45 protein-coding genes and 1 pseudogene are annotated in these 24,972 nt (G+C 31.2%); 10 read left to right on the forward strand and 36 right to left on the reverse strand.

Annotated elements, in window-relative coordinates; translation table 11 throughout:
* Window position 1: 1 nt before the first annotated feature.
* From MHI13_RS08395 to MHI13_RS08535, 29 genes are all read right to left on the reverse strand, one after another.
* A complete protein-coding gene (locus MHI13_RS08395; RefSeq protein ID WP_340761051.1) occupies window positions 2-1,669 on the reverse strand; it encodes a terminase TerL endonuclease subunit in 1,668 nt (555 codons plus the stop codon).
* On the reverse strand, window positions 1,656-2,039 hold the full coding sequence (locus MHI13_RS08400; RefSeq protein ID WP_340761052.1) for a hypothetical protein: 384 nt from the start codon (window positions 2,037-2,039) through the stop codon (window positions 1,656-1,658). The genes MHI13_RS08395 and MHI13_RS08400 overlap by 14 nt, the downstream gene beginning before the upstream one ends.
* A 143-nt stretch (window positions 2,040-2,182) precedes the next feature.
* On the reverse strand, window positions 2,183-2,482 hold the full coding sequence (locus MHI13_RS08405) for an HNH endonuclease (RefSeq protein WP_285327764.1): 300 nt from the start codon (window positions 2,480-2,482) through the stop codon (window positions 2,183-2,185).
* Between the two features lie 526 nt (window positions 2,483-3,008).
* Window positions 3,009-3,467, reverse strand: a complete 459-nt coding sequence (locus MHI13_RS08410) for a hypothetical protein (protein ID WP_311054270.1) — start codon at window positions 3,465-3,467, stop codon at window positions 3,009-3,011.
* Window positions 3,468-3,480: 13 nt separating this feature from the next.
* Window positions 3,481-3,669: a DUF1514 family protein gene (locus MHI13_RS08415; protein ID WP_032603858.1), complete on the reverse strand. Its 189-nt coding sequence runs from the start codon at window positions 3,667-3,669 to the stop codon at window positions 3,481-3,483.
* A gap of 73 nt (window positions 3,670-3,742) precedes the next feature.
* Entirely contained in the window at window positions 3,743-3,913 is a 171-nt protein-coding gene (rinB, locus tag MHI13_RS08420) for a transcriptional activator RinB (RefSeq protein WP_285327715.1), read from the reverse strand.
* Complete coding sequence (locus MHI13_RS08425; protein WP_285327716.1) at window positions 3,906-4,184, reverse strand: hypothetical protein; 279 nt, start codon at window positions 4,182-4,184, stop codon at window positions 3,906-3,908. The genes rinB and MHI13_RS08425 overlap by 8 nt, the downstream gene beginning before the upstream one ends.
* Before the next feature lie 5 nt (window positions 4,185-4,189).
* Window positions 4,190-4,654, reverse strand: coding sequence for a hypothetical protein (locus MHI13_RS08430; protein WP_070548337.1), 465 nt, complete (start codon window positions 4,652-4,654; stop codon window positions 4,190-4,192).
* Window positions 4,647-4,799 carry a DUF1381 domain-containing protein gene (locus MHI13_RS08435; RefSeq protein ID WP_141744499.1) on the reverse strand — a complete coding sequence of 51 codons (153 nt, stop codon included), beginning with the start codon at window positions 4,797-4,799 and terminating at the stop codon, window positions 4,647-4,649. The genes MHI13_RS08430 and MHI13_RS08435 overlap by 8 nt, the downstream gene beginning before the upstream one ends.
* Entirely contained in the window at window positions 4,796-5,107 is a 312-nt protein-coding gene (locus MHI13_RS08440) for a hypothetical protein (protein ID WP_311054269.1), read from the reverse strand. The genes MHI13_RS08435 and MHI13_RS08440 overlap by 4 nt, the downstream gene beginning before the upstream one ends.
* 58 nt (window positions 5,108-5,165) lie before the next feature.
* Entirely contained in the window at window positions 5,166-5,483 is a 318-nt protein-coding gene (locus MHI13_RS08445; protein WP_311054268.1) for a MazG-like family protein, read from the reverse strand.
* Window positions 5,476-5,751 (reverse strand): hypothetical protein, encoded by a 276-nt coding sequence (locus tag MHI13_RS08450; RefSeq protein ID WP_311054267.1) that lies wholly within the window; start codon window positions 5,749-5,751, stop codon window positions 5,476-5,478. The genes MHI13_RS08445 and MHI13_RS08450 overlap by 8 nt, the downstream gene beginning before the upstream one ends.
* The gene (locus tag MHI13_RS08455) at window positions 5,720-5,935 is read right to left on the reverse strand and encodes a hypothetical protein (RefSeq protein WP_311054266.1); all 216 of its coding nucleotides are present in this window, start codon (window positions 5,933-5,935) and stop codon (window positions 5,720-5,722) included. The genes MHI13_RS08450 and MHI13_RS08455 overlap by 32 nt, the downstream gene beginning before the upstream one ends.
* A complete protein-coding gene (locus MHI13_RS08460) occupies window positions 5,926-6,609 on the reverse strand; it encodes a hypothetical protein (RefSeq protein WP_311054265.1) in 684 nt (227 codons plus the stop codon). Before MHI13_RS08460 ends, MHI13_RS08455 begins: the two co-directional genes overlap by 10 nt.
* Window positions 6,606-7,367 (reverse strand): ParB N-terminal domain-containing protein, encoded by a 762-nt coding sequence (locus tag MHI13_RS08465; RefSeq protein ID WP_311054264.1) that lies wholly within the window; start codon window positions 7,365-7,367, stop codon window positions 6,606-6,608. Before MHI13_RS08465 ends, MHI13_RS08460 begins: the two co-directional genes overlap by 4 nt.
* Entirely contained in the window at window positions 7,360-7,827 is a 468-nt protein-coding gene (locus tag MHI13_RS08470; protein ID WP_311054263.1) for a DUF3310 domain-containing protein, read from the reverse strand. The genes MHI13_RS08465 and MHI13_RS08470 overlap by 8 nt, the downstream gene beginning before the upstream one ends.
* Window positions 7,828-7,831: 4 nt before the next feature.
* Window positions 7,832-8,083: a hypothetical protein gene (locus tag MHI13_RS08475; RefSeq protein WP_311054262.1), complete on the reverse strand. Its 252-nt coding sequence runs from the start codon at window positions 8,081-8,083 to the stop codon at window positions 7,832-7,834.
* A complete protein-coding gene (locus tag MHI13_RS08480) occupies window positions 8,080-8,274 on the reverse strand; it encodes a hypothetical protein (RefSeq protein WP_053022118.1) in 195 nt (64 codons plus the stop codon). Before MHI13_RS08480 ends, MHI13_RS08475 begins: the two co-directional genes overlap by 4 nt.
* Window positions 8,271-8,465, reverse strand: coding sequence for a hypothetical protein (locus MHI13_RS08485; protein ID WP_053022117.1), 195 nt, complete (start codon window positions 8,463-8,465; stop codon window positions 8,271-8,273). Before MHI13_RS08485 ends, MHI13_RS08480 begins: the two co-directional genes overlap by 4 nt.
* 2 nt (window positions 8,466-8,467) lie before the next feature.
* Entirely contained in the window at window positions 8,468-8,695 is a 228-nt protein-coding gene (locus MHI13_RS08490) for a hypothetical protein (protein ID WP_107636309.1), read from the reverse strand.
* A gap of 14 nt (window positions 8,696-8,709) precedes the next feature.
* A complete protein-coding gene (locus tag MHI13_RS08495; protein WP_053022116.1) occupies window positions 8,710-8,943 on the reverse strand; it encodes a hypothetical protein in 234 nt (77 codons plus the stop codon).
* Window positions 8,943-9,104 carry a hypothetical protein gene (locus MHI13_RS08500; protein WP_242269057.1) on the reverse strand — a complete coding sequence of 54 codons (162 nt, stop codon included), beginning with the start codon at window positions 9,102-9,104 and terminating at the stop codon, window positions 8,943-8,945. The genes MHI13_RS08495 and MHI13_RS08500 overlap by 1 nt, the downstream gene beginning before the upstream one ends.
* Window positions 9,101-9,889, reverse strand: a complete 789-nt coding sequence (locus tag MHI13_RS08505; protein WP_340761053.1) for an ATP-binding protein — start codon at window positions 9,887-9,889, stop codon at window positions 9,101-9,103. Before MHI13_RS08505 ends, MHI13_RS08500 begins: the two co-directional genes overlap by 4 nt.
* Window positions 9,890-9,900: 11 nt before the next feature.
* Complete coding sequence (locus MHI13_RS08510) at window positions 9,901-10,734, reverse strand: DnaD domain protein (RefSeq protein ID WP_340761054.1); 834 nt, start codon at window positions 10,732-10,734, stop codon at window positions 9,901-9,903.
* Between the two features lie 13 nt (window positions 10,735-10,747).
* A complete protein-coding gene (locus MHI13_RS08515; protein ID WP_107636291.1) occupies window positions 10,748-11,425 on the reverse strand; it encodes a putative HNHc nuclease in 678 nt (225 codons plus the stop codon).
* Window positions 11,426-11,436: 11 nt separating this feature from the next.
* The gene (gene ssb, locus MHI13_RS08520; RefSeq protein WP_311054259.1) at window positions 11,437-11,865 is read right to left on the reverse strand and encodes a single-stranded DNA-binding protein; all 429 of its coding nucleotides are present in this window, start codon (window positions 11,863-11,865) and stop codon (window positions 11,437-11,439) included.
* A gap of 17 nt (window positions 11,866-11,882) precedes the next feature.
* A complete protein-coding gene (locus MHI13_RS08525) occupies window positions 11,883-12,128 on the reverse strand; it encodes a hypothetical protein (protein ID WP_311054258.1) in 246 nt (81 codons plus the stop codon).
* Between the two features lie 74 nt (window positions 12,129-12,202).
* Window positions 12,203-12,376 (reverse strand): DUF1270 family protein, encoded by a 174-nt coding sequence (locus MHI13_RS08530; RefSeq protein WP_141754072.1) that lies wholly within the window; start codon window positions 12,374-12,376, stop codon window positions 12,203-12,205.
* A gap of 30 nt (window positions 12,377-12,406) precedes the next feature.
* Window positions 12,407-12,709, reverse strand: coding sequence for a DUF771 domain-containing protein (locus MHI13_RS08535; protein ID WP_311054257.1), 303 nt, complete (start codon window positions 12,707-12,709; stop codon window positions 12,407-12,409).
* Between the two features lie 134 nt (window positions 12,710-12,843).
* Between MHI13_RS08535 and MHI13_RS08540 the strand changes: the two genes are divergently transcribed.
* Complete coding sequence (locus MHI13_RS08540) at window positions 12,844-13,428, forward strand: hypothetical protein (protein WP_340761055.1); 585 nt, start codon at window positions 12,844-12,846, stop codon at window positions 13,426-13,428.
* 137 nt (window positions 13,429-13,565) lie between these two features.
* Entirely contained in the window at window positions 13,566-13,778 is a 213-nt protein-coding gene (locus tag MHI13_RS08545; protein ID WP_137689654.1) for a hypothetical protein, read from the forward strand.
* A gap of 5 nt (window positions 13,779-13,783) precedes the next feature.
* Here the strand turns inward: MHI13_RS08545 and MHI13_RS08550 are convergent.
* A pseudogene (locus tag MHI13_RS08550) lies at window positions 13,784-13,870 on the reverse strand (hypothetical protein); the annotation flags it as partial.
* Between the two features lie 64 nt (window positions 13,871-13,934).
* Between MHI13_RS08550 and MHI13_RS08555 the strand changes: the two are divergent.
* Entirely contained in the window at window positions 13,935-14,177 is a 243-nt protein-coding gene (locus MHI13_RS08555) for a hypothetical protein (protein WP_137689653.1), read from the forward strand.
* Window positions 14,178-14,328: 151 nt separating this feature from the next.
* Here the strand turns inward: MHI13_RS08555 and MHI13_RS08560 are convergent, their stop codons facing one another.
* On the reverse strand, window positions 14,329-15,105 hold the full coding sequence (locus MHI13_RS08560) for a phage antirepressor (RefSeq protein WP_311054255.1): 777 nt from the start codon (window positions 15,103-15,105) through the stop codon (window positions 14,329-14,331).
* Window positions 15,106-15,136: 31 nt separating this feature from the next.
* Window positions 15,137-15,361 carry a DUF739 family protein gene (locus MHI13_RS08565; protein ID WP_180538667.1) on the reverse strand — a complete coding sequence of 75 codons (225 nt, stop codon included), beginning with the start codon at window positions 15,359-15,361 and terminating at the stop codon, window positions 15,137-15,139.
* A 162-nt stretch (window positions 15,362-15,523) separates the two neighbouring features.
* On the opposite strand from MHI13_RS08565, the gene MHI13_RS08570 reads away from it, so the two are divergent.
* The 4 genes from MHI13_RS08570 (at window position 15,524) to MHI13_RS08585 (ending at window position 17,782) form a co-directional block, all read left to right on the forward strand.
* Window positions 15,524-15,904 (forward strand): helix-turn-helix domain-containing protein, encoded by a 381-nt coding sequence (locus MHI13_RS08570; protein ID WP_311054254.1) that lies wholly within the window; start codon window positions 15,524-15,526, stop codon window positions 15,902-15,904.
* A gap of 12 nt (window positions 15,905-15,916) precedes the next feature.
* Window positions 15,917-16,381 carry an ImmA/IrrE family metallo-endopeptidase gene (locus MHI13_RS08575; protein ID WP_311054253.1) on the forward strand — a complete coding sequence of 155 codons (465 nt, stop codon included), beginning with the start codon at window positions 15,917-15,919 and terminating at the stop codon, window positions 16,379-16,381.
* Between the two features lie 51 nt (window positions 16,382-16,432).
* Window positions 16,433-16,834, forward strand: a complete 402-nt coding sequence (locus tag MHI13_RS08580; protein ID WP_311054252.1) for a sporulation protein — start codon at window positions 16,433-16,435, stop codon at window positions 16,832-16,834.
* A gap of 69 nt (window positions 16,835-16,903) precedes the next feature.
* Window positions 16,904-17,782 carry a hypothetical protein gene (locus MHI13_RS08585; protein WP_049415143.1) on the forward strand — a complete coding sequence of 293 codons (879 nt, stop codon included), beginning with the start codon at window positions 16,904-16,906 and terminating at the stop codon, window positions 17,780-17,782.
* Here the strand turns inward: MHI13_RS08585 and MHI13_RS08590 are convergent.
* Window positions 17,770-17,964: a hypothetical protein gene (locus MHI13_RS08590; protein WP_049415141.1), complete on the reverse strand. Its 195-nt coding sequence runs from the start codon at window positions 17,962-17,964 to the stop codon at window positions 17,770-17,772. The two genes, MHI13_RS08585 and MHI13_RS08590, sit on opposite strands and share 13 nt — an antisense overlap.
* Window positions 17,965-18,148: 184 nt before the next feature.
* On the opposite strand from MHI13_RS08590, the gene MHI13_RS08595 reads away from it, so the two are divergent.
* Window positions 18,149-19,210, forward strand: a complete 1,062-nt coding sequence (locus tag MHI13_RS08595; protein WP_311054251.1) for a site-specific integrase — start codon at window positions 18,149-18,151, stop codon at window positions 19,208-19,210.
* A 163-nt stretch (window positions 19,211-19,373) separates the two neighbouring features.
* Here the strand turns inward: MHI13_RS08595 and MHI13_RS08600 are convergent, their stop codons facing one another.
* On the reverse strand, window positions 19,374-20,363 hold the full coding sequence (locus tag MHI13_RS08600; protein ID WP_048762301.1) for a lipoate--protein ligase: 990 nt from the start codon (window positions 20,361-20,363) through the stop codon (window positions 19,374-19,376).
* A gap of 188 nt (window positions 20,364-20,551) precedes the next feature.
* Between MHI13_RS08600 and MHI13_RS08605 the strand changes: the two genes are divergently transcribed.
* Together MHI13_RS08605 and MHI13_RS08610 are read left to right on the forward strand one after the other, a co-directional pair.
* Window positions 20,552-20,728 carry a YkvS family protein gene (locus tag MHI13_RS08605; protein WP_002448045.1) on the forward strand — a complete coding sequence of 59 codons (177 nt, stop codon included), beginning with the start codon at window positions 20,552-20,554 and terminating at the stop codon, window positions 20,726-20,728.
* Window positions 20,729-20,743: 15 nt separating this feature from the next.
* On the forward strand, window positions 20,744-21,346 hold the full coding sequence (locus tag MHI13_RS08610; RefSeq protein ID WP_019835286.1) for a CPBP family glutamic-type intramembrane protease: 603 nt from the start codon (window positions 20,744-20,746) through the stop codon (window positions 21,344-21,346).
* Between the two features lie 163 nt (window positions 21,347-21,509).
* Here the strand turns inward: MHI13_RS08610 and MHI13_RS08615 are convergent, their stop codons facing one another.
* On the reverse strand, window positions 21,510-22,868 hold the full coding sequence (locus tag MHI13_RS08615; protein ID WP_002488327.1) for a TrkH family potassium uptake protein: 1,359 nt from the start codon (window positions 22,866-22,868) through the stop codon (window positions 21,510-21,512).
* 18 nt (window positions 22,869-22,886) lie between these two features.
* Window positions 22,887-24,746 carry a trypsin-like peptidase domain-containing protein gene (locus tag MHI13_RS08620; protein ID WP_054105367.1) on the reverse strand — a complete coding sequence of 620 codons (1,860 nt, stop codon included), beginning with the start codon at window positions 24,744-24,746 and terminating at the stop codon, window positions 22,887-22,889.
* Between the last annotated feature and the right edge of the window lie 226 nt (window positions 24,747-24,972).

Below are 24,972 nucleotides of genomic sequence, written 5' to 3' on the forward strand. Positions count from 1 at the left end.
ACTAAAAATTAAGTTGATCTAATAAATCAAACGCTTTATCTAAATCGATTTCTTGTATTTCATCTATACTGTATAAAGCGTGTAAAAAAGCATGAAAACCATCAGTTTTTCGTCTATGTTCATCCTTCTTGATGAATTCTTTGTTGCCATCCTTTTTGACGTGGACTGCAACATTATTTGTATACCAACGCATTAAAGGATTGTCTCCGAATATAATTCTATGATTTGCAAATAATGTTTCAATTCTAGGCGCTAACTTACTATGGACACCTCTTGGATTTCGTAATACTTCTATTTCAAACCCAGCTTCTTCAAATAAAGGTCGCATTAAATCCATACGGAAATTATCTGCAACTACTTTTTGAACAGCGTACTTTTCACGCATTTTTATAAACCAGTTGACAATGTGAGCAGGGTTTATTGAAGGCTCATCTACGATTGTTAAATGCCCCTGTCTTTCCCATTCTTTTATCGGAGGTTTTAACTGAGCTTGGTCAAGATATTCCTTGCGAGCAAAAGAATGAGAAATCCAAACAACATTATCACCTTGTTTGAATAACAAGCCTACTGCTGCAAAATCTTTAATACTAGCATAATCAACGCCTCCGATTGCAGTTTTATTTTTTAGTGGTGGTATATCACGACTTGTTGCAAGTACATCATCACGAGATGCTACAATTTTGCTAGAATCTTCTTCAGGTAGATTCATTCGCTTAGTCATAAAATTTTCATAACCACTTGGGCTATGTTTCAAGTCGTTATATTGATTTAAAACTTTACGATAAAGACGTTTGCCATAATCACTCATAGGTTCTTCAAACATAGGATTTGCTTTAGACCACTTAGATGGGTCATCCTTCTCATCTTTATGATCTAATCGACAGATAAATGGAAACAGCCGGTCATCTGTTGCCCTTCCTTCTAAAATATCGTTTGAACGTTCTTTCATTTTATCTAGGAAACCTTCACGCACGAATCCATCTGTACCAATAAAAAATTCTCTAGGATGCTTAACTTTACCTAAGCCACTAGAGAATACATCAACAATATCGTTATTTTCATACCTGTGAACCTCATCATAAATTATAAATCCTTCACGACCACCATCTTTACTTCCTGCATTACTAGTTGCATACTCAAACTTACTTTGCGTTTTAGTAGAAGTTATTCTAAGTTTTGTAGGGTCGAATACACCTTCACCTTCTACGTCATTGATTTTCCCTTCATATAATCTATGTTTGATTATCATTCTATGCATTTCTTCAAATGATGTTTTAGCTTGCTTTTCTGTGTTGGCTACAACAGTACCATCGTAATTATCAATACCATGCAATTCACTAATGAAATATGTCGATAATCCACTTATTAGACCGTTTTTACCAGCACCACGCGCAACAAGCCAAAAGAATTGTTCGAAATAAAGTTCATTTTCCTCATCAAAGAGAAATACAAATGCTATTAAAAATTTCTGAAAGGGTTGTAATTTGAAATAAAACCGTTCAATAAAAGCTATACATAGTTCAATTTGTTCATTATCAAAGTATAGATCATTTCTATATAAGATGTTGTTTTCTAGATGATCAATCAACTTTATTCTATCGTTATTAAGTTTAATTTCTCCATGCTTGTACTTGTCAATATACCATTTGACATGTTTATTTATCTCCATTCAACATACTCCTTAAATTGCCAGTCTCTTTATCAACCACAACATCTATTTCTTCTGGAAGTAGTTTAGATAATTGCATGATTATCTTTTGATAAGCCGCATCTCGTGAGTTGAAGAGCTTAGCAATAGGTCTTTCTCTTTCGTATGGAGGAGCGCTCTCAGATTGAGTAAATAACTCATAATCGCCTTTTTCTTGAATGTCCAACCATGCATCATCTAATAATATACGCATTCGTGAAGCTTGAACAATTAAACCTTGTGCTACCCGTTTTTTATCATCAGGTATAGATTTAAATATTTTATCCAGTCGTCGTTTTTCTTTTTTTACACGAGCTTCATGTTGTTTAATTTGTTCTTCGTTACGTTCCATCGCAATATCACCTCATTTCAGTTTATCTAGGAGGGGGTCGTATGTGAAAAAATCACAATAAATCTCGAGAAAAGACTCCCCTGCCCCGTTTCCCCACAATTTATTTTATTCAAAAATAATTAGGAGGGGGGTATTTTATTTTTTTACCACCATTCGTCACCGGTCCATTTTGTTTCTTTTTTAGGAAATGCTTTTCCTTTTTGATATCTATTATGCTTTTTATTGTGACAACTTACACATAACGTGACTAAATTATCCATATCGTAAGCTAAATCAGGATGACTATCTAACTCTTTAATATGGTCAATATCAAGAGACTTGTGTTTTGTGTAATCTATAGTTTTTACTATGCCTTCCTTTTTGCATTCTTGGCATTCATAATTATCTCTTAATAAAACTTTTTCTCTGAGTTCACGCCACTTTTTTGATTTATAAAATCTCATTGTTTCTTTATCCACATGACGATCACTTGCAGGTTTACTTTTACCATCATTAAACCATTCTCTTATAACTTGCTTGATTTTATCTTTATCTGGTCTATCACTATTGTTCACACGTTCGATACACGTATCTATATCAGTATCCATTCTAACTATGTGATAGTTAGATACTCTATCTGTTATCTTCTTGGATAAATAAGTAGTAATGACATATAACTTACCTTTACTTATATGTTGTGTATAATCGAGCATCATATTACGTATGAGTATACAAGTGTCATGAGCCTGTGGCATACAGTATTTATCACTTAGTGTGATTGATTGTGATATAGCATCATAATCATAAACCATGTCTTCATTAGTTATATGTTGCTTAACATATGTAGTCTTACCACTTGCAGGTGGACCATATACTATAATAATATCCACAAGCTCACCTCCATAATAAAAGACACACCACATTAGTGATGTGCCTGTATATTCATATCGTGTTAACTCAATTATAAAACTTATATAAGTATATTAAAAATTAGTGTTGATGTTGCTTATCTTGTTGATGTTGTTGTTTGTGTTGATGTTGTTGTTTGTGTTGTTCTTGTTGATTGATATAACTGTTCACAATCTCATCTAACCTTTTGTTTAAGTTATCTCTACCAATCTTCATAATCTTTTTAACTTGTGTGAAGTTCTTTCCTTTCTTAAACTCATACAAGATATTAAGATTCATGTCATCATTTATCTTATGTTCATACTTATCTATAAACTCTACAACTTCTATATGTTTGTACAACACTCTATACAATGTGTCATTACGTGTAACGATATTCAATATCTTATTTGAAGTATGTCCTTTACCTTTAGGCATAGTAGCCTCTATACCATATTGAGCAGTACCATTACTCTCTTTGGTATATCCCTCATCTACTAATCTATTTCTACGCCAATGGTATTCAAATATCATATCCCTGATTTGTTCGTGTGTGTACAAGTGATTACCTCCATTACTTAAACTGTTTCTTCGCTCTTTCTATTTCAAACTCCACATCTTCTATATCGCAATCTCTCACGTACTTAGTAAACAGATATACATTCGTGTATCTCTGTGCATCTAACTCCTGACGTAAAACTGTGTTGTTACCTATCGCTATAAGTAGAAGTATGCCGAGTATAATGGTTAATGCTATCCACATCACTTATGCTCCCCCTTACTCTTTATACATATCCATACTAGATAAGTGACTGGTATTAAAATGATCCACCAGCTCATTCGATTACCTCATTCAAATCTGCCTGATCATCATTCAAAGCGTAATCTGATGGTGCAGTATCAATATCGTCTTCACTCTGCAACATAACAATTAATTCGTTAGTTATATATTTACTAAGTTCATATACAGCAATGATGAACCATATTTTTAGTATGCGTTTAATCATTACTACGTACCTCACTTTTAAAATTAATATCTTTTACAGTGATACTATTATGATCTTCTAATAAGTAATAATAACTAGATAAGAAATCTGCTATAACTATAGGATGCATAACAGCCATTCCTTGTTGAGTATTAATTCCGGACAATTTTAAAAAATACACGTCGCTATAATTGATTACTGAACAATCACCGACAATCAAGGTGTCATCTTCTATTTCAAACTCAATGCCTTTGCTAATTAATTCTGAAGTTATTATTTTGAAATCACTCATTCTGTTCACTCCTTACTTTTTATTGATTTTCTTACAATACCTTTGGCTTTTGAAATTCGTTGATGAATTTCTGTCATATCATCAGTTTCTTTTTCTTCTAAACGTGGTAAAACTTCGTTATAAGCATACTCGTTTAATTCTTTTCGTGCCTTTGAAAAACGAGCATAGCCATGATTATTACCATAAGATACTCTCAAATCGTCTGCTTTATCGCCAATGTAATCAAAAGGTATTGTGATCCAATACATCAATGCATAAATAAAAGACAAAATATATTCAGGTATCTGTTTGACAAATTTTTTGATTTTACGTTTTCTTTTTTCTCTTAATACTTTGCCATACATTTTTGTTAATATAGGTTCATGCTCTTTAGCTACTTTTAGTTGTTCTTCATTCAGTAATCTAGAATCTTTATTAATGATGTATTCTCCTAAAGCTCTATAAATATCATGTTTCAGTCTTTTAGCCATTGTACGTCTCCTCGACTTTCTCTTTCGCTTCTTCCTTATCCTCCGCCTCTACCACCGTCATGCGTTCATTCTCTCTAGGTTGTTCTACATTTATATGCACATAACCTGTGCTATCTGTGAATTCCCTAACCAAGAATTGTGTCACTTCCCCAGCACCTCTTTCACATTAGTTTCGTATGTTCCAATATTACGTTTTACAAATTCAGCATGCGCCTCTGCAATTTTATCTTTCATAACTTGTCTGAATATATTTTTAAATTCTTTCTGTGTTTTATGAGGTATTTCCAATATCTCTGAACTATCTTTATCAAGTGGTAATAAACAATCAAACTTCATTTTATTTAATTGCTTAAATCGTTCTTCCATATACGTAAAGTGCATAGCCAACTTTGCATCAGACAATTCTTTTAATTGTTGTTTAGGCATGTTGAAACTTCCGATAAAATTACTCACTTTATCTACTCCTCGTTACTCTTTGCGTAGTATTCTTTTAATCTCTGCTACTATGTCCTTACTCTTTAAGGTCTGCTTCTTTGATGAATGTGCCATTGATTGTCTTTCCTTTTCTCCCTTTAATCTCGTCATATGCATACTGTAAACACTCCTGTAACGTCATATCATGTTGTTGTGCCAAAATGATTAATGTAACGACTGTATCGCCTATACCGTCTTTTAATGCATCCATTTGTCCACGAGATAATGCTGATGCAACTTCCCCAGCTTCTTCGTAGAATTTAAGTGCTTGTCTATCTGGATTACCATTGTGTAAGTTTTTATCTACACTCCACGCTTGTACTTGTTCTACTAATTGATCTAATGAGTTAGCCATTGATTTCTCCTCCATTAATAATTTCTAATACTTGTTCTACTGAAAGATATCCGATTGGTTCACTTATAAGATGGTTTATTCCATTGATTTGTTTACATTTTGCAAGTTCATATAAACCTTCTTTATATCCATAAGAAAATTGATGTTTCACTACACTGAAATAATTATCTGTATCATCTTCTTTAAATAGATATTGCATTCCATCGTAAAGTCTTTGATGTCTAATGAAGTTCTTATTAGATAGAAACTTCTTCTCTACTGCTTCCATCCCTTAAACACTTCCTATTTATAATTTTATTTTCTTTAGGCACTCGCATTGTTACATGTACATTTGTCATGTGAATAACAAAACCTTCTACACCCATTGCAGCTAATTCTTTTTCGACTTGTGTTGGCGTTTTACCTTTACATGGATATTTATAATTTTGTTTAATTGTGTCACTTAGCAACATGCCATCACCTCATAGTCTTTAGCCCATATATAAGTTAATCCATTTTCTTCCAAACGCTTATTACATTTACGAGTAATCACACTACGATCTTGATATAAGTAGTTTTGAGCTTCAGTCGTACTCGTGAATTCTTCAATAATGTTATTATTACTATCAATAAGCATTACTGGTTTAGAACGACCTGCAATTCTTTTAGTAGAGCAATACTCACTAAATGTAGCAATATATAAGTTATCTGCTTTGATATCGTTATAAATTCCATTTTTAGGATAAGCATGGAAACCCGCTTCAATGTTTCCTTTAAAAGTCTCATATACAATATTTGCTGCTTTATAGGCTTTTCCTTCCTGGAATAAAGTAATTCTTCCGTGTACATCACTTGGAAATTTGTATATACCTTCTTTACTTTTGAAGCGGCCTAAGTTACTGACATATAGTTGATATTCTTCATTAAATCTCCAAATTTCTTCTTTTGGATTAAGTTGCTCATTTAAGATTTTTCTTTTTGCTAAAGTTGGTTTTTCTTTCAATAAGTAACAACCTAATTTTTGATAATACATACCTTTATATAAATATTGATGAATAGTCATTTTGGAGATACCTATTTGATTAGCAAAGTCTTTAACAGTTGTTTCTATAATCTGATGGTTAAACGGTTCATATATATAAATCACAATTTATACACCGCCTTACCTGCTTTGTTATAGGTCACTTTGATTTTTTCTGATTTTGAAACTTTCTTGTTATATAGATTCACAATACGTTCTGAAATTTTATTAATACTATTTAACATCAGCAGTTCTTCTTCTAATGCATTTACAACAGTGACTAACGTTTTAGTATCTGTTCCAATGTTATATAGTGTTCTTAATGAGTTAATGATTTTACTTGTTGGATGTTCCATTCTGATTCTCATTAATACATCATCTACAAATTGATAAGCATCTGTTTTACTTTTTACAAAGAACTTACCTTCTTCTATAGCTTTTGTTGTTATACCGTTTCCTTTAGCTGAACCTAGTATTCTTGCAGCAATGTTTGCACCTAAGCCACTGTATTGACAAAATTCGTATAAATCTTGATAGTCTTGATTACCTTCTTTACGGTGATAGTTCACATGATCATTAATTGTCCATTTTGATACGAATGAATTACTTTTCTGTAAAACATCTTTTCTAATATCTTCTTTAATCAGAAACTGTATAGGTTTTTCTAACTCTACTAATGCTATATATCTATGTTGGCCATCTAATATCTCACCATTTTCTCTAACGATGATTGGAGGTAATTCATAACCATTTTTGATTTGTCTTTTAAGATTTTCTACATGTTTTCTACTTGGATTGCGATTAGACTCTATAAAACTAAATAGTCCATAATCATTTGTTTCATAAACGTGATACGCTGTTTTACATTCTTTTAAGTTAATCATTTGTAACTACCTCCAACATTCTTTGTTGATAATCTCCAATCTTTTTAAGATCGTTTACTTTATTATCTTTAAGTCCATATCGAGCAGCATATTTAATTATGTTTCCTAGCATAAAACCTTCGAATTGCTCTTCGGTCAACTGTTGTCTGACAAACTCAATAACATCTATGCCACCTTTACCTTCATAATGTGATGGAACATTGTTTGATGTTCTTGGCCAATCATCAGTATTAATTTTTCTTGTGAAGGGAAGTTTCACTTTTACAAAGTCAAAGTTGTCATCTATGATCGTTGTATTACCATTAGCCATTTCAACCGACGCATACCATTTCTCTCCAATTGATAGATCGATTTCGCTCCATTTTTTATTTACGATTGCTTCACAATTATTTTTCATATCTTTCGTAATATTTTGAAATACGATAACATCATTTTCTTGTAAGTCTTTAATTCTAGTCATATTGCTACCCCCTCTGTACTCGGCCATATCTATCAGTTTTCACTGTTGCTATAAGATTGTTACTTTCTAAATGTTCAAACCATTCACCACGCACACTATATTTACGTAAGTTTTCTTCGCATCTACGTTTACGTGCTAAACGGACTTGCTGCTGTCTTTGTTTTAGTGCTTGCTCAAAGCGCTCTTCTTCGAGCTTAATCATTGCTAATTCTTCTTCACTAATTTGACCTGGATTGTATTCATATAATTCACTCATCTGACAATTCCCTCCGTACATGCTCTAGTGACTGAGTAGCCACGAGACAATCTTTGTCTTATGGCTTGCTCAGATACACCATTTTCTAAAGCATAATTTCCTAATCTTTCTGGAACTAAATAGACTTTTCCATCTACTGTTAACTTGTAATACTTCTTGCCATGTTTACGAACTCGATTTTCACGTTTCACTTGATCACGTCCGCTTCATCGAATAATAAATAACTATCATCTATAATGATTTTGTAGTTGGCCACTTTAATTACTGCTTTATCTTGGCCACAATCGGAATACTTTTCTTCAACAATGCCTGGATAACTGAGACTGTATTCAGATGCAGCAAATCTAATCTTCTGACCTACTTTTAAATCTTCTACTTTCAAATTTATTTAGCCTCCAGTATATTGAATATATTTAATTGCTCCGCTTCGACTTTCTTAATTACTTTGTACTGGCCAACAAAGAAACCTTCCCATCCAATTGTTTGGCCATCTTTGTTAGTAAGACGATAAATATCAATATTGCCACTCACATGCTTTAAGAATTCGATATTCGAAACATTATCTTTGCCAATCTCAATTGACTTATCATTGCTAAACACTTTAACTATCATTTGCATCACTCCACCTAAAATAGTTTGAGTTGAGTGTTCAGTTCTTCTTTTCTGTATAACTTGTGCTTTCTTTTAAGTTTTTCTAATTCTTTTTTGCTTACGTTACCTTTAAAGATATTTCGATAATACATACCAGCTAAATTTCCTAGGTTATACAAATCATCATTCAAAGGAATAACGCTGCACATTTCCCAACCATCACTGGCATAGAGAATATATTTATGTTTAACGCCTTCTATAACACCCATTACATAACCTCCATAATTGCAGGTCTTGAGTTTTTTTCATTCAACTTTCTAATAAATGTTTTATATGCTTTGTCTTCATCACCATTAGCATCATCAATCAGTTTTTGTGCATATGTTGGTGATACTTCTAAATATTTCTGTATATCTTCAACAGTAATCATAGAGTTTTAACTCCTTTCATTCGGTAGTCATCACCATAAACTTTAATAATTGTTGTATTCTTTAAAGCTCGACTAAAGTTTTTTCCAAAGTCCTTATTTCTCGAAAGTTCTTCTGCACTATTATTTGTTGTGAGAATATTATGTTTGCCTTGTCTCATATTCATCACATCAAAGAGTTTCTGATTTCCGAATTGGCTAACCGTCGTACCATAATCATCAAGTGCCAGTAAATCCACGTTTTTAATAATTTGATCAAGTTGTCTTTCATTAAGATTGCTATCTTTATTGAATGTATCTCTATAAGCTGTAATCAGTTGTGGCACATCCATAAACAGTGCAGTAAAACCTTTATCTTTAACTTCTTTAACAACTGACATAGCAATATGTGATTTACCTAAGCCATAAGTTCCTTGTAGCAGTAACGACTGTTTATTATCTAAACTAAAGTTATCTGCATACCGCTTCGCATGTTTTAGTAGTTTCTCTTGACTTTCATTTCTAGGTTCATAATTATCGAAAGAAGCGGACAATAAGTCTTCAGGTATGATTGAGTTTTTAAAAACTTTTTCTATCTCAAGACGTTTAATTTTGTTTTTATATCTAATAGTTTGTTCTTTGGCCATTTGTTTAATTTTGCAATCGCATCCTATTTTTTCTTCTTGGCCATTATCGAATTTTACATAGTCGTAAAGATTGCCACAGTGAGGACAACGTAAATCATTCTTTTGTTCAATGATTTTACTTTTAGTTTTGATATTGAAGTTTAATTCGTTAAAACCTTTCATGACTAACCTCCTTAAAACAAATCACTGTATTGAGAGTTATCATAATCTTTCTCTATAGCTTGGTTGTTATTTTTTATTCGTTCTTTCTTACGTGCTTCAACATCTTCAATGGATTTAATATTGTTTTCATACCAATTTTTTAGTATTTGATTTACATAGTTCCATTTATAAACATTGTTTTCAGCAGCTTCTTTTAATGCTCTAATTACAATGTCTTCACCATTAGCTCCGAAGTCATTTATCCATGCATTAACTTGATCTACAATGACTGGTCTCAAAATGCCAAAGCCGTTTTCCTGATAAAAATTAAACACTGAAGGTGGCTGTGGTGGTTGAGTAGCACTTGTGCTACTACCGTTATTATTAGTACTTTTATTTTTAGTACTATCATTATTAGTTCTATTATTATTAGTAGTGTGCGATTTTCCGTCGTTGGATTTTCCGTCGTTGGATTTTCCGACGTTGGTTTTTCCGTCGTTGGATTTTCCAACGTTGGATTTTCGCATGTGGATAGATTCTTTTTCATCCACATTTGATTTTCGAATGTGGGTAGGTTGTTCATATACTTCGTATTCATATCCTTGCATACGTCCTTTATCATCACGTTTTCTTTTACGTTTGATATAACCCGCTTCTTCTAATTGTTTTAATCCACTCTTTAAGCTGCTTAGTTTATCACTCGTATGCTTTATTAATTCTGTTTCATAAATTTGCCAATCGTCTGGACGACTTAGTAAATAAAGAAGTATGCCTTTCGCTTTCCAACTTAGTGATGCATCATGAATAAATGCTTTGTGAACAGTTACAAACTCTCCACTTTCTTTAAAAACTCTAAACGTAGCCATTTCAATGCTCCTTTCATGATTGATTTAATTTCTGGCCTTTAAGTAAACGATTCAGTCTTTGATCTACATCCACCCAACTATCTGTAAGTGAATATTTTTTATTAAAACTATGAATGCCCATAGTATGTTGTTCTCTGTGATGTATTGGACATAAAGCTAAAACTTTATTACTTGTATGTTCTATCTTCCGTCTGTTACGTCCACGACCAACCGCTTGATAATGCGCTAGTTCCGCTCGCTTACCACAAATCACACACTGGCGATTGACTGTAGCCCAATAGAGCATTGCCTTATCACCTTTAAGCAAACTACTCGTTTTAACTGTAAAAGTAATGTTGTTGAAAAACATCCAGTCAATAATGGCTTCAATGATTTGTGATGCTTGTTTTTTAGTACAATTCGATAAAGAAATCTCTTTTTCATATCCATATAACACTCTGATATATTCTTGGAACATATAGCGCATGTAATCTCTAGGTTGGCCAATATCAATTTCTATATCGTTACATAATGCAAATATTTTCTTTCTTTGCTTATCAGTAATCTTGTTTGTATCAATACTTCTTACTTCAATAGGTAATGCTATTCCGTTATCTATAAGCTGCAGTTCATCTTGTGTTAGTTGAACATCATTAATAACTGCAGTTATCGTTCCATTATCGTTTCTTTGATAACCTATAATTTTTGACATCACTTATCGCCTTAGAATGGCATATCATCATCACTAATATCGATTGGTCCATTAGTATTTTGGAATGGATTATTACCTACTGGTTGATCATTGCCTTTAGATGATTGGCCACTCTTACTATTTTTCGGCTCTAAGAAATGAACATTATCTGCCACCACTTCGGTTACAAATACTCTACGTCCTTCTTGATTTTCATAACTTCTTGATTGTAAGCGCCCATCAACGCCAGCTAAGTTACCTTTAAATAAATACTTATTAACGTTCTCTGCTTGTCTTCTAAATACTACACAGTTAATAAAGTCCGCTTCTCTTTCTCCATTTGCATTAGTGAATGTTCTATTGATCGCTAAAGTAAATGTCGCTACTGCTACCCCTGAAGGTGTTACACGATATTCAGGATCTTTTGTTAGTCTTCCTACTAACGTCGCTCTATTAATCAAATAAATCTCTCCTTAACTTAGTTAGCTTTATAGCTAATAACTTCGTTGTAATTTGTTTCTAACGTTTTATAATTAACTTCTAAATCTGCTATACTTTTCGATTTATCATCATTTTGTCTGTGTAATTCTGATATATATTCCAATGCATTTTCTAATTGATTGTTTGCATGTTCGAGTTGAACTGTTAGCTTTTCTACTTTAGATGCCTTTAATAAAAGATTACGTAGTTCACTTTGCAAAATACTTACATATGGTTCTTGCACATTTACGCCTCCCGTTGTAAGATAAAATTAATCGTTTAATGACTTTTCGACTGTTTGCTATTTGCCGATAGCATTCAGTCTTTTTTTAATTTCTCGAATTCTTTATCGAAATAGAGAAACGTTGTTACTGCTGCAAATAGTGAAATTCCTAGTGCATGCATAATGTAGAATTGCGCAGTAATTAGTATGATTGAAACTAATGTGAATATTAGACTTGCGACAATAAATGCTGCTTCTGAATACGACATCTATATCACCTCCTTTTAGCGATTTTTTGATTAACCGTTATAAATTTCTTTCTTATAATCTTTTAAGAACTTCCGCATTAATTCAGCATCAAAATAATGTGATGAACTTCCACCTTGCCCTTCAAACCAAATGCCATTTTCTTTTAAATACTTATTGAATCTAGGGACTTCTAATATCCTTTTAAATATTAGATACCTACTCAATTTAGATTCTTTAATGAGATCTTCCATTGTCCAAGTGACTGGCAATGTTTGACTAATTAACTTTTCAAGTTCTACTTTAGGTATCAGTACATGTGTATCTGGTATGGTAACTGTTAGTGTTTGACTCATTCTGTATGCTCCTTTCATGTATAATTTAGTTATCGCTACTGCGTTAGATTGGGGGTGTGATAATGTATATTGATCCTCTAAAAAGTGTTAGGCCGATAATTGATAAAAATTTCTATGAATTAAGAAATGCAGCAATGACAGCAACTACACCTTCGAGAGAAATCAGACAAGTTATGAATCAAACTATGAAATTTGATTATATTTATAAAGATATTGGTAAAATTGCAATTCAATTAAAATCAAATAATTTCGATACTTCTAACTTGCTTAAAATTTCAGCACCAAGTATTAATATTGCTAGAAATTTTAGAAATAATTTATTTTCTGAAAAACTTCTTAATGATTTCATAAGCTCTACTAATTTTCAGAAAAACGAAGTTTTGAAAATTAGTTATCGTTTGAGACAATCTTTTATCAATACTGTCGATGTCTCTTCTTTTAGTGAAACCATCGATTCTCCCCATCCAATAGATGAGGTATATCGCGATTATTACAACAACATATTCAAAGAAGCGCTCAATCATAAGTTCATTTATCCCTCCGCTAAATTTGTAAAAAAAGTTTCAGTAGAATCTGCTACTAGTGTTACTGGATCAGTTTTACTAAGAACTATTCTTGATCAATATGTGAATTACTTTGTATTTTCTTCAGTAATAGCGATATTGTTCACTTGTTTTTTAATAGCAAATTGTTTTGTTGAAGATGATACTGATGATTAGGCCACTCACACGCTTAGCACTTCTAATCTCCTCCGCCAAGATGACGATTAGGAGTGCTATTTTTAGTTTTTGAAGCATTGCTATGCCTCCTTTTTGTATAATGTAGTTATCCCTTATTGGAAGGAGGTGTACTATCTATGGCTAAAGGTACACATTATAGTCCCAAAGAATTTGCTGCTGCTTACATTCAAACTCTCCCGCATGCCAAAGACATAGAGGAGTTTAATAGCAATGCTGATTATTGGGAATACTTAAAAAAACGCCGTAATCTTTATTTCAATGAGTACATTGACGCAATAGATTTTGCTGATAGTTTTGGTAAGTCTAGTGTAGAAATTGATAAAGAATAATCGATTTTTCTAGTATTCTTTTCAATTTTCATAACCTTCCATATCACAACTGCCATTGTGGTGAGGAGGGTTATTTTGTATAAAATATTCATGTTATGCCTCCTTTAAATTGTTTGTTCGATTGTTTTGGTATAATCACCTTTGGAGGTGATTGATATGACTTGGTATGAATTCGAAAAATATTTTAGTTCTTTCCAACCAGAGGTTGAAAAGCAATTTGGTAACGATAGCGAATACTTCCGTGATTTATTATCAGAATTAAAAAGAGATAATTCTGAAGGTTTCTCAGAAGAATTTTTATATTCACTAGCTATGAACGAATGTTCTAAGCTTTATTCCGAAACGCTCATTTACAATGTTGCTCGGCAGATTTTAAAAGACGACGAGCAGAATCAGTAGCACTTTCAGAATCTTTCGGTATAATAAATGACTCAGTAGTTATTGTTGCTTTGTTCTTTTTAATAGTGTTCTTAACTAGGTCTGCCAAGATAATAGTTAAGAGCGCTATTTTTGCGTAATTGATTTTTTCATTCATTTTTTAGTTCCTCCTTTAAGTTGTTTGTTCGATTGTGGGTAAAATATCGTTATCTTTCAGTAAGTTGTATAAGAAAATACGACCTTTTTGTGTCCATTTCGTATGCAATTTGAAATCTTCTGTTCCGTCTTTTTTAGTGTATTTATGAGGTTCTGAAGACGTGTAACCTTTATCATGATATTTTGCATATAATAACCATTGTCCTGATTGTTTAAATTGCACCTTTAAATCATGAAGTATCTTATTTAAAGCTTGCGCTGACATTCCATAGTCTTTTGCAATCGCATTTACAGTAATGAGCTTTTTACTTTTTAAAATTTGGTCATAGTAATCTGCTTTTGGTTTTAACTCTCCCACTTGTTGTTGCAGTAGTAAGTTGTGTTCTTTTTCTTTCTTATATTCTGTGAGTACGTTGATAATGTAGTCTGGATTACGTAGTGTTTGTTCAATTACATTGTCTGTGGCGTACAGTCCATGTTTTCGTATGGAAGGTAAAACGTCTTCAAACACCCATTCTTCAAATTCATCTGCTTGGGGTAATTTAGAGCGAGTAATTAATCTGTATAAATTCCCTTCATCAATGAATTTTTTATTTTGCTTTCTACCTAATTTATCGATGACCTCGTGTTTCACGACCCCACGTTTTTTAGTGTGTCTAGTTATAGCATCATAAGAATTTGTATATCCTAAAATTTCTGCTACTTGAATTGCTGGGAACCATTCTTTGCCTTCAATAGTTAAAATTTCTAAATCTCCGAATTGTGAATTTTGAAAAACTTGTAATTCATTCATTTTTTAATTTCTCCTTTGACAACTAATTAGTTCAATTATTTTGAACTTCATAATCAAAAAAATATACTTGTATATCTTGCTTGGGAATAGATAATAATTCACAAGCTTTTGCAATTTCCTTATCTTTCCAACTAACTTTGTTGTTTAGTTTCAAAGATAAACTTCTTTCTGACAGGCCTATCGCATATGCAAAAGCATATCTATTTCCATACTTTTCAATTATGCGTCCTATCAAAGCTGAATAATTAAAGCACATTGTGTCACCTCTTTCTAAGTTCAATATTTTTGAACTACATAAACCTTAACACGTTAAAAAAGAGTTTGCAATACAAAAGTTCAATATTTTTGAATTTTTATCTTGAACTTTTATTCAATTGAACTTATACTATAACTATATTAATGAAGGAGGGAGTTCCCATTGAACTCTACAACTAGCACTAGAATTAAACAAGCTATGAATTCGTCGAACTTAAAACAAATAGATATAGTAAATAAGGCTAAATCTCTCGAGAAGGAAACTGGTATCAAACTTACGAAAACTGATTTAAGTCAATATGTTAATGGTAAAGTAACTCCAGGTCAGAAAAAGTTGTACATACTAGCTAAAATTTTAAATGTAAGTGAAGCTTGGTTATTAGGTTATGACGTAGATCGCGCAAGAATTGATGATAAATCTAGAGCTGAGTTCAACCAACAACAAGATACGATGGCTGCACATTTGGACTACTCAGATTTAACTGAAGATGAGCAAAAAGAAGTAGAACAATTTATTCAATTTATCAGAAATAGAAATAAATAAGGTGTGTTTTGTATGGGGAGATACGAAGATTTATTAAAAAAGTATGATTACATATCAATAAACGAAACTGGAAGCATACCTAAATTTATGTCTGGTTTCTATATGAATGGCGAAATATTTATTAACAGTAATCGCCCTACTACAATAAAGCTGGAAACTTTAGCTGAAGAACTAGCACACCATGAGATTACTTATGGGAACATACTTGATGATAAGGACATACAAAATAGAAAATATGAGTTGAAAGCTCGTAGGTTAGCTAGTGAAATTCTAATACCACTTAAAGAATTAATAAACGCTTTCTTGCAAGGTATTCATAACTTATATGAACTTGCTAATTTTTTTGAAGTTACAGAAAGTTTTGTCCTACAAAGTATTGAACATTATAAACAGAAATACGGATGTTCCACTCGGTATGGTAAATATGTCATTCAGTTTGAGCCGTTGAGGGTTTATAAGTTGCATAAAATTGATTAGTGTTATGGTAATTGTTTAATTAAAATATTTAATCAGAAAGGATTTGGTTCTATGTTTGAAAATCTACTTGCTTCTATTGGAATAAACTCTGTGAAAGTTGAAACTTTAGTAAAAAATAAAAGTATTCATAGTAATGATACTTTGGAAGGAATTGTAAGAATAGAGGGTGGTAATTCTTCTCAAACTATTAACAAAGTTTCATTAACTTTAGTAGAAAGATATGAAAATCCTGATAAAAAGAGTCAATTTCCTGTTTTAGAAAATGAATTACAAACATTTACATTACACACAAATGTTGAATTAAAAGAACACGATACAATAACAGAAGAATTCAAATTTAATATTTATGAATATGAATTTAAAAGCGAACCAAAACATTTAATATTAAAAACACATGCATATGTAGGTTATTCAGTTGATGCTTATGATGAAGATAAAATTGTTTTCAAATAAGAAATTGATAAATGATGAAATTATTGAGTTATTGAAACAAATAGCTAATAAACTGTAAAGGAGTAAATAATGAATTCTGAAACACTATTTAACAGTTTTATTGAGGGTTATAAAAAAGAAGCAGCGAACTATGACTTTTTAGGTGATTCTATGGAAGATGCTTTTCCATTATTAAAGTTTGGTAAGTATTTAAATTATTGTCTTTTCAATGTACCAAAAGATATATTCCATAAACCTTCTTTTTTGGTTATCGTAGACAATATGAAAGATTTAGAAGAAATAAAAACAGTTAATAATAATGATTTTGAAGATAAAAAAAGAGTTATTATGGACACTGATAAACGAAAAAGGTTCGAAATTTTTTTAAAAGAATATCATAAAGAATTATTTGAGAAAAATGTATTACAAATAATAGATGTCGATGTTTATATTAAAGATTTATCTAGTGTAGGCAAAATCTATGCAGAATTCGATTTTAAAGACTGGCGCAGAGAAAATCAAACTCCAGTAGATAGCTATGATCACGAAAAAATTAGTCCTTATTCTCATTTAGATTATGAAGGAATAATCGCTAATTTTGATAGCAAAAAATATCGTGATGACTTTGAATATCAAATGAATCAAGCGAATGAATGCTATAAAAGAAAACTGTTTTTGCCTGCTGCAGCCACTTTAAGTGTAGCCTTAGAAACTTTACTAATGGCAATTTGTGATAAAGAGAATGTAAAACTAAAAAGCAAAGATGCTACTGATACAATGATGAATTATCTAGGTGAGCGTTTACTTCAAGAAGGTAAGATTAATTACAGAATGCATAAAAGAATTGATGTTACTTATTCTTTAAGAAATTCTGTTTCACACTCTAATCCTGGAGAAGTTTCGAAAGCAGACTGTCAGATAATTTTATCATGTATTAAAACATTGATCGACAGTCATTACTCAAAGTAAAACACTCCTTTTTTAGCAATATCTGCATAATTATTTTCAATTTTATTAAATACACTTTTGAAAGATTCAGTGTAACGAGCTTTAGACGATTCATCATATGGATTTGAGTAAACATCTGTAGTGTTTTCTAGGTGATGTAAAGCGTCATAAATTATGGCAATTTCTGATTTTGTAAATTCCATAGTACCACCTTCTTTTTTATAAATAATAACATATATTTATATATTAATCATTATGTTATAACTTATTCTTATATTTCAGGGTAGTCCACCTACCCTTATTATTTTTTAACAATTAATACGAACGTATGTTCTTTAAGGAGGTGAGTTTTTAATACAATCATCACTTTAGAAAGGAAGGAAATTTATGTCTGTAAAAAAAATCAATAGCACTTGGACTTATGACTTTCAATATAATGGTAAGAGATACAGAAAAAGAGGGTTTAGAACCAAAAGAGATGCTTCACAAGCTGAAAAAGAATTATATATTGATTTGAGTAGAGGTGGCCAATTAGCAGATGATATTACTTTTATAGAATACTTTGAAAGATGGATAAAAGTCAATAAAGTAGATAGAGTGTCTCAATCTACGCTAAACAGATATTATAGCGCTTTAAATGTCTTTGAAGAAAAATTTGGTTCTGTTCTTATCAAAGATGTTAGCCAATTAGGTTATAGAGAAATGCTTAAAGAATATGCTGAAGGTCAATTTATTGGTGGTCGAAAAGAAGGAAGAACAAAAGAAAGCGTAAAAAAATTAAATAATTGTTTTTCTCAAGCATTCAAAGATGCATTAAATGAACGTTTAATTTATAAAGATCCAACTTGGAATGCGCCAATATATGAGAAAAAAGCAGCAATGAGTGAAAAACAAAAGTATTTATCTTTAAAAGATTATCAACTGTTAAAACAGACCGCTTCAACTAAACCACATTTATCATACCTAGCGATTTATATTCTAATTGCGACTGGCGCAAGATTTGGAGAAGTTCAGAAACTCAAAAGAATGGATATTAATAAGAGTAAGAATACTATTCATTTGAGAGGAACTAAAACAAAATCAGCTGATCGTTATGTGACCATTACTTCTAAAGATATGAAACATATAATAGAAGTAATCAATTCTAGACCGCTTCATAAAGATGGCTATATATTTAATACTGGTGTTTCACTCATTACTAATAAAGCAGTGACAACTACAATGAGAAATATTCTGGCCAAACATGAATTAAAAAGTGATTATGGACTTCACTCATTACGACATACTCACGCTTCTATGTTATTAGGCCATGGCTTTAGTATACAATATGTTAGTAAAAGACTTGGCCATGCCAACATAGAAATTACATGGCGAGTGTATAGTCATTTACTAGATGAAATGAAGTTACAAGAAGACGAAATGTTAGATTCAAAACTCTCTTTTTTCTAAAACCGACAACAAGTCGACAACGAAGTGCTTAAAAACGCCTATTTAAAGGCAACAGACATTCCCTCCGTTTCCGTCATTTGACTCTTTACTTTTTAAGTAAAGAGTTTTTTTTATAAAAAAAGAGCCAATGTTTCTACAATTTGACTCCTTTTTTATATTTAAACTAATACGCCATTAACTTCAATATACTGTCTTTATCAATATCACCAAAGTAATGATAAAAGTCATAGTCTTCCATTACTTCTTTTATATGAGTATAATCGTGTAATGTTCCTACTAAAGCATCTTCTAATTCATTGACATTTCCTTCTCCAAAGAAATCGCCAAAGATTTTAGCATGCTCAATTTTTCCTTTTTTGACATCAAATTTAATTTGAATGAATCCTTTTTCAAACTTCTCGTCACGTTCAAAATTATATTTCGGATTTTTACCATAATTCCAATCCCAAGTGCGATATTTTTCATTGCTTAATTGCTTAATATTGTTCCAGTCTTCTTCCGTTAAATGATATTCCTCTACTTCATGCTCACCAAAGATGTTTTTTAAAATAATTTGCTTAAATTGATCAATTGTAATAGAGTCATCTAAAAATTCTTCAATATTTGCTACGCGTTTACGTACAGACTTCACACCTTTAGATTGAATTTTTTTAGGATTCACTTTTAATGCGTTTTGTACTTCTTCTAAATCACTATTTAGCATTAATGTACCATGACTAAACATACGATTTTTAACCTTAACCATAGCATTTCCAGAAATTTTAGCTGCGCCTACTTGAATGTCATTACGGCCTGTCATTTCTGCATCTACACCCATAGATTGTAAAGCTTGAACAATAGGCTCAGTAAATTTCTTGAAGTTATGAAAACTGTTACCATCATCACTCGTTACAAAACTAAAATTCAAATTGCCTTTATCATGGTACACAGCTCCTCCTCCAGAAATTCGTCGTACAACATGAATATGATGCTCATCTACATACTGTTTATTAACTTCTTCAATTGTATTTTGATTTTTACCTACAATGATTGAGGGTTCATTAACATAAAATAAAAAGTAACTATCATCTGCAGGTAAATATTTAAGTACATATTCTTCCATGGCTAAGTTAATTGTAGGATCAGTAATATTATTATTACTTACAAATTTCATAGCTCTCACCTTTCTCTTTCTTTTAAAATTTAATAATGCAATATATCTTCCACTATCGATTATTTAACTTAATTATGGCATTATTTTCAAAAATAATATAATATTTTCTGATTTTAGTATATATTTGTTTATTTGTAGTGTAAATTTTAGTACAATATAGTCTAGCTATGATTTGAGGAGGACTCGAAATGACTGTTGCAGAAGTTGGAAATATTGTAGAATTTTATGACGGTTTAAGAGGCCGTGTTGAAAAAATTAATGATAATTCAGTTATTGTTGATTTGACAATTATGGAAAATTTTAATGAACTAGATTTACCTGAAAAAACAGTTATTAATCACAAACGATATAAAATCGTTGAATAAGAAGGTTAATATTAAATGAAAAATACATCTAAACCCTTAATTTGGTTTGTTGCAAGTTTTATTGTATTTCATCTTATCTTATTTATAATGTGGGGAGAACATCAAGAATATTGGTATTTATATACTGGTATAATGTTAATTGCTGGCATTAGTTATGTATTTTATCAACGTGATATCACATCAAAACGTCTATTAACCTCTATTGGTGTGGGCGTAATCACAGGTGTTGTATTAGTGATAATACAACTTATATTTTCACTTATATCGTCACAAATTACTTATACCGAATTAATTAAAGAATTATCAAGAACAGGTGTATATTTTAAATGGCAAATGTTAGTTACTATCTTATTTGTCATCCCTTGTCATGAGTTATACATGCGTGCTGTCTTACAAAAAGAGTTAAATAAATTTAGACTACCTCGCTGGCTAACAATTTTAATACCTGCATTATGTTCTAGTTCTTTATTTATCTATCTTGATAAATGGTGGATTGTTATTTTTATCTTTATAGCTCAAGTCATATTATCATTGAGTTATCAGTATACAAGACGTATTGTTACATCGTCTTTAGGTCAAATTGTTGCCATCATTTTATTACTTATCTTTCATGGATAAAAACCTTTTCTTAGTTGCTAAAACTAAGAAAAGGTTTTTTTAATTGGTATCACGATTCATTTCAATAACGATATTCTTTTTTTATTTAAAACATAACTATCTACATACAAAAAAGAGTGGGATAACGAATTCAAAATGAATGTATCCCACTTTCCTTTTTTAGTTATCCAATTTGAATTCTCTCTTTTGGATAACTAAATTTATCAGGTTCTTTACGCCCAGATATCATAATAATAAATGATATTAAACCGACACGTCCTATAAACATAAGAAGCATTAAGACGACCTTGGTAATACTGCTAATATTATCTGTCACCCCAAGTGATAAGCCACATGTTCCAAATGCAGACATGACTTCAAAAAATACCTGTAAGAATGATAAATTATTGGCTTCTGCTGCTAATATAATAATGATACTTACAAAAGTAAGTACTGTCGCCATTATAAACACAGCAAAAGAACGCTGTATATCGATGGTATGAATTTCTCTATTAAATACTTTAATCGATGATTTTTCTGTATTGTTATTAAAATTAATCACAAATAAAATAAGTATCGCAAATGTCGTTGTTCGAATACCTCCTCCTACTGAACTCGGAGAAGATCCAATAAACATGAGAATACTCATAATGACATTTGTTGCATCACTAAAGTGTGTCACATCAATGGTTTGTAATCCAGCACTACGTGTAGTTGCAGATTGAAATAATGCATAGAATAAAGATTGATGCCAATTATATCCTTTGAATGCATGATTGTACTCAAGTGCTAAAATAGATAAAAATCCAGATATAAATAGGAAAAAGTAAGTCGTTGTTGTAATTTTAGTAAATAAAGAAAATCTAAAATGACTTACTCTATTTCGTATATAAGCTCTGATTTCAAGTAATACTGGAAAACCAATTGATCCAAGAATAATTAAAAACATTACAATAGTTTGTACAAAGTAATCCTTGGCATATGGAACTAGTGATTGGCCAGTAATATCTAACCCACCATTTGTAGTAGCTGAAATAGATACAAACAAACCTTGCATTAAAGCATTTTTTAAATCAGGATTGTCTCTGTAAAAATAAAATGCAAGCAAGAGTGCACCTACAATTTCGATAGTCATGATGGTTTTAACAATTTCAATAATAAGCTTAACTGTCCCACTCATTGTGTCTTTATTATTATCAAGCATGATAAGTTGACGTTCGCGCATACCAATATGTTTACCAAGTACTACCCACAACACTGTACCTATCGCCATTACGCCTATGCCACCGATGTTTAAGATAATTAAAATGATAAGTTGGCCAAATGATGAATAGGTATCAATAATACTGACTGGCGTTAAACCGGTCACACTAATTCCAGATACAGCTACAAACAATGTATCTATAGGACTCACCTTCACGCCAGGTTTATGTACAAAAGGTAAATTGAGTAATAAAAATGCAACGACAATTGCAATTAAATAATATAAAACAATACCTTGTTGAGGCGTTGATTTTTTGAATAATTTACTGAAAATAGACATTAGTTTGTCACCTCAATGTCATTTCAAATTAATTTCTATATCTTGAATATTTCCATCTCTGTAAATTTTAGCCGTTAACGTTTTTAAATCTTGTCGATGGTTAAACAGGATGTGTCTATACTGCAAATTATCTTTTAATGTTTTACCTTCTAATTTTACAATGACATCACCAATTTTTAAACCTGATTTTTTACCTAAACCGTCATCTTTTAATTTTTTCACTAAAATCCCATCATTTATATCATTAGGTAATTTTAAAAGTGAGCGTTCATAATGATTTAAATCATTTACATTTTCTAAAGCTATTCCAGTATTGGGGTAATTTACTTTCCCATTTTTCTCAAGCTCTTTAGCGATTGATTTAGCTTCATTAATGGGAATAGCAAAACCCATTCCTTCTATACTTGGCATATTAATTTTTAATGAAACGATACCAATAAGCTCTCCATCTTTATTAACTACAGCCCCACCTGAATTTCCTGGATTAACAGAAGCATCAATTTGAAACGTTTGCATCAATTCATCATTTTTATTATCTTTATCAAAATCAACAGGAACCAACCGATTTAGCCCCGAAATAATCCCTTTTGATACCGTATTTCTAAACTCTTCTCCTAGAGGATTACCTACAATTAATATCGATTCCCCTAAAACTAATTTATCTGAATTTCCAATATGGATAGAATTAATATTTTTATCATTGATTTTTGCTTTCACTACTGCAATATCTGACCATTTATCCTTTCCGACCACGTCACCTTTTATACTTTTATTCTCTCCATATGTAATCTTAACTTTATCTGCTTCACCAACAATATGTGTATTTGTTAATACAAAAAAAGTATCGCCTACAGTTTTGTAGACGACACCTGAGCCAAGTTCACTATCTAATTTTGAATTTGTTTTTTGAACTGAAGTATTCTTAGGTGCGTCACTTTCTACTGTTACCACTGATCTGACAGTATTATTAGCGTTTTTCATAGTTGTTGTGTACTTCTTATCTTGTGTATGTGTTTGATTTGAATGTTGTTCTTGTGAAGGTTCAGTAAAAATAGCTTTTACTAAAACTAAAATTAATATTAACGCAATTGCGATTAAAATTTTAATCCAATGTTCTTTTAAAAAGTCAACGACTTTATTTTTTGTATCATTTGATGATTGTTCATGTGATTCATGAGATTGTTGATCCGATATATTTTCTGTCGTATTCTTATCAGAATTAGATATGTGCTTTGATTGTTCACTCTTAGTATGTTCTACTTGAGTTGAACGTTGCTGAGTTGAAACTTGTTCTTTCTCAGTATGGATTGATTCTTTATCCTTAGTTGAAGTGTATGATTCTTCAGTGATTGTTGGATGTTTAGATTGTGTTTTAATTGTATCATTATGTTGATTGTCTTTTTCTTGTTTAGACTTTGGACGAGATTCATTATTTTTATTCAATCTACTATAAGTTGGTTCTATAGATTTATTCGTTTCATTTTCACTTTTTGAGTCATTACTCGAAATTGGTTTTTGCTGTTTCAATTCCTCATTATGTATGTCTTCTTGTTTAAGGTGTTGTTCTTCAGGCAGAGTTAAATGATGCCTATTATTTTTCTTAGCTGTGTTTGATGCATCTCTTTTTGATCTTAACTTAGCTAAATGTTGTTGTTGTTGAATTTCTTCTTGTGTTAATTTCTCAATTCTAGCTTTTCTTAAATTATCTTTGACACGTTCTTCATTTACTTTTGCTTGATGCTGTTCTTTTTCTGCTAAATGTTCACGCTTTTGTCTTTCACGTTCAATACGTTCCTCACGTTCTTCATTATGAAAGTATTCGTGACGTTTACGCCCATATTTACTACGCGGTATCACTTGTTTTTTATCATTATCCAAAGATGCCCACTCCTAACCTTGAAATCACAATATATATCACTAAAAAATGATTTACTTTTATGTGGTTATATATCTATCTTAATTTATTTATATATTACTTAAATTTTAATATCATTAGTGTTAATAAGCAAACGATTGTCAAATATTTTCTAAAAATATTTGACAAATAGTTATTAATTGAAAAAACCTTTTGAAGTCTTTTATAAAAAAACTTCAAAAGGTATCG

This window comes from Staphylococcus sp. FSL K6-0223, from assembly GCF_038008285.1.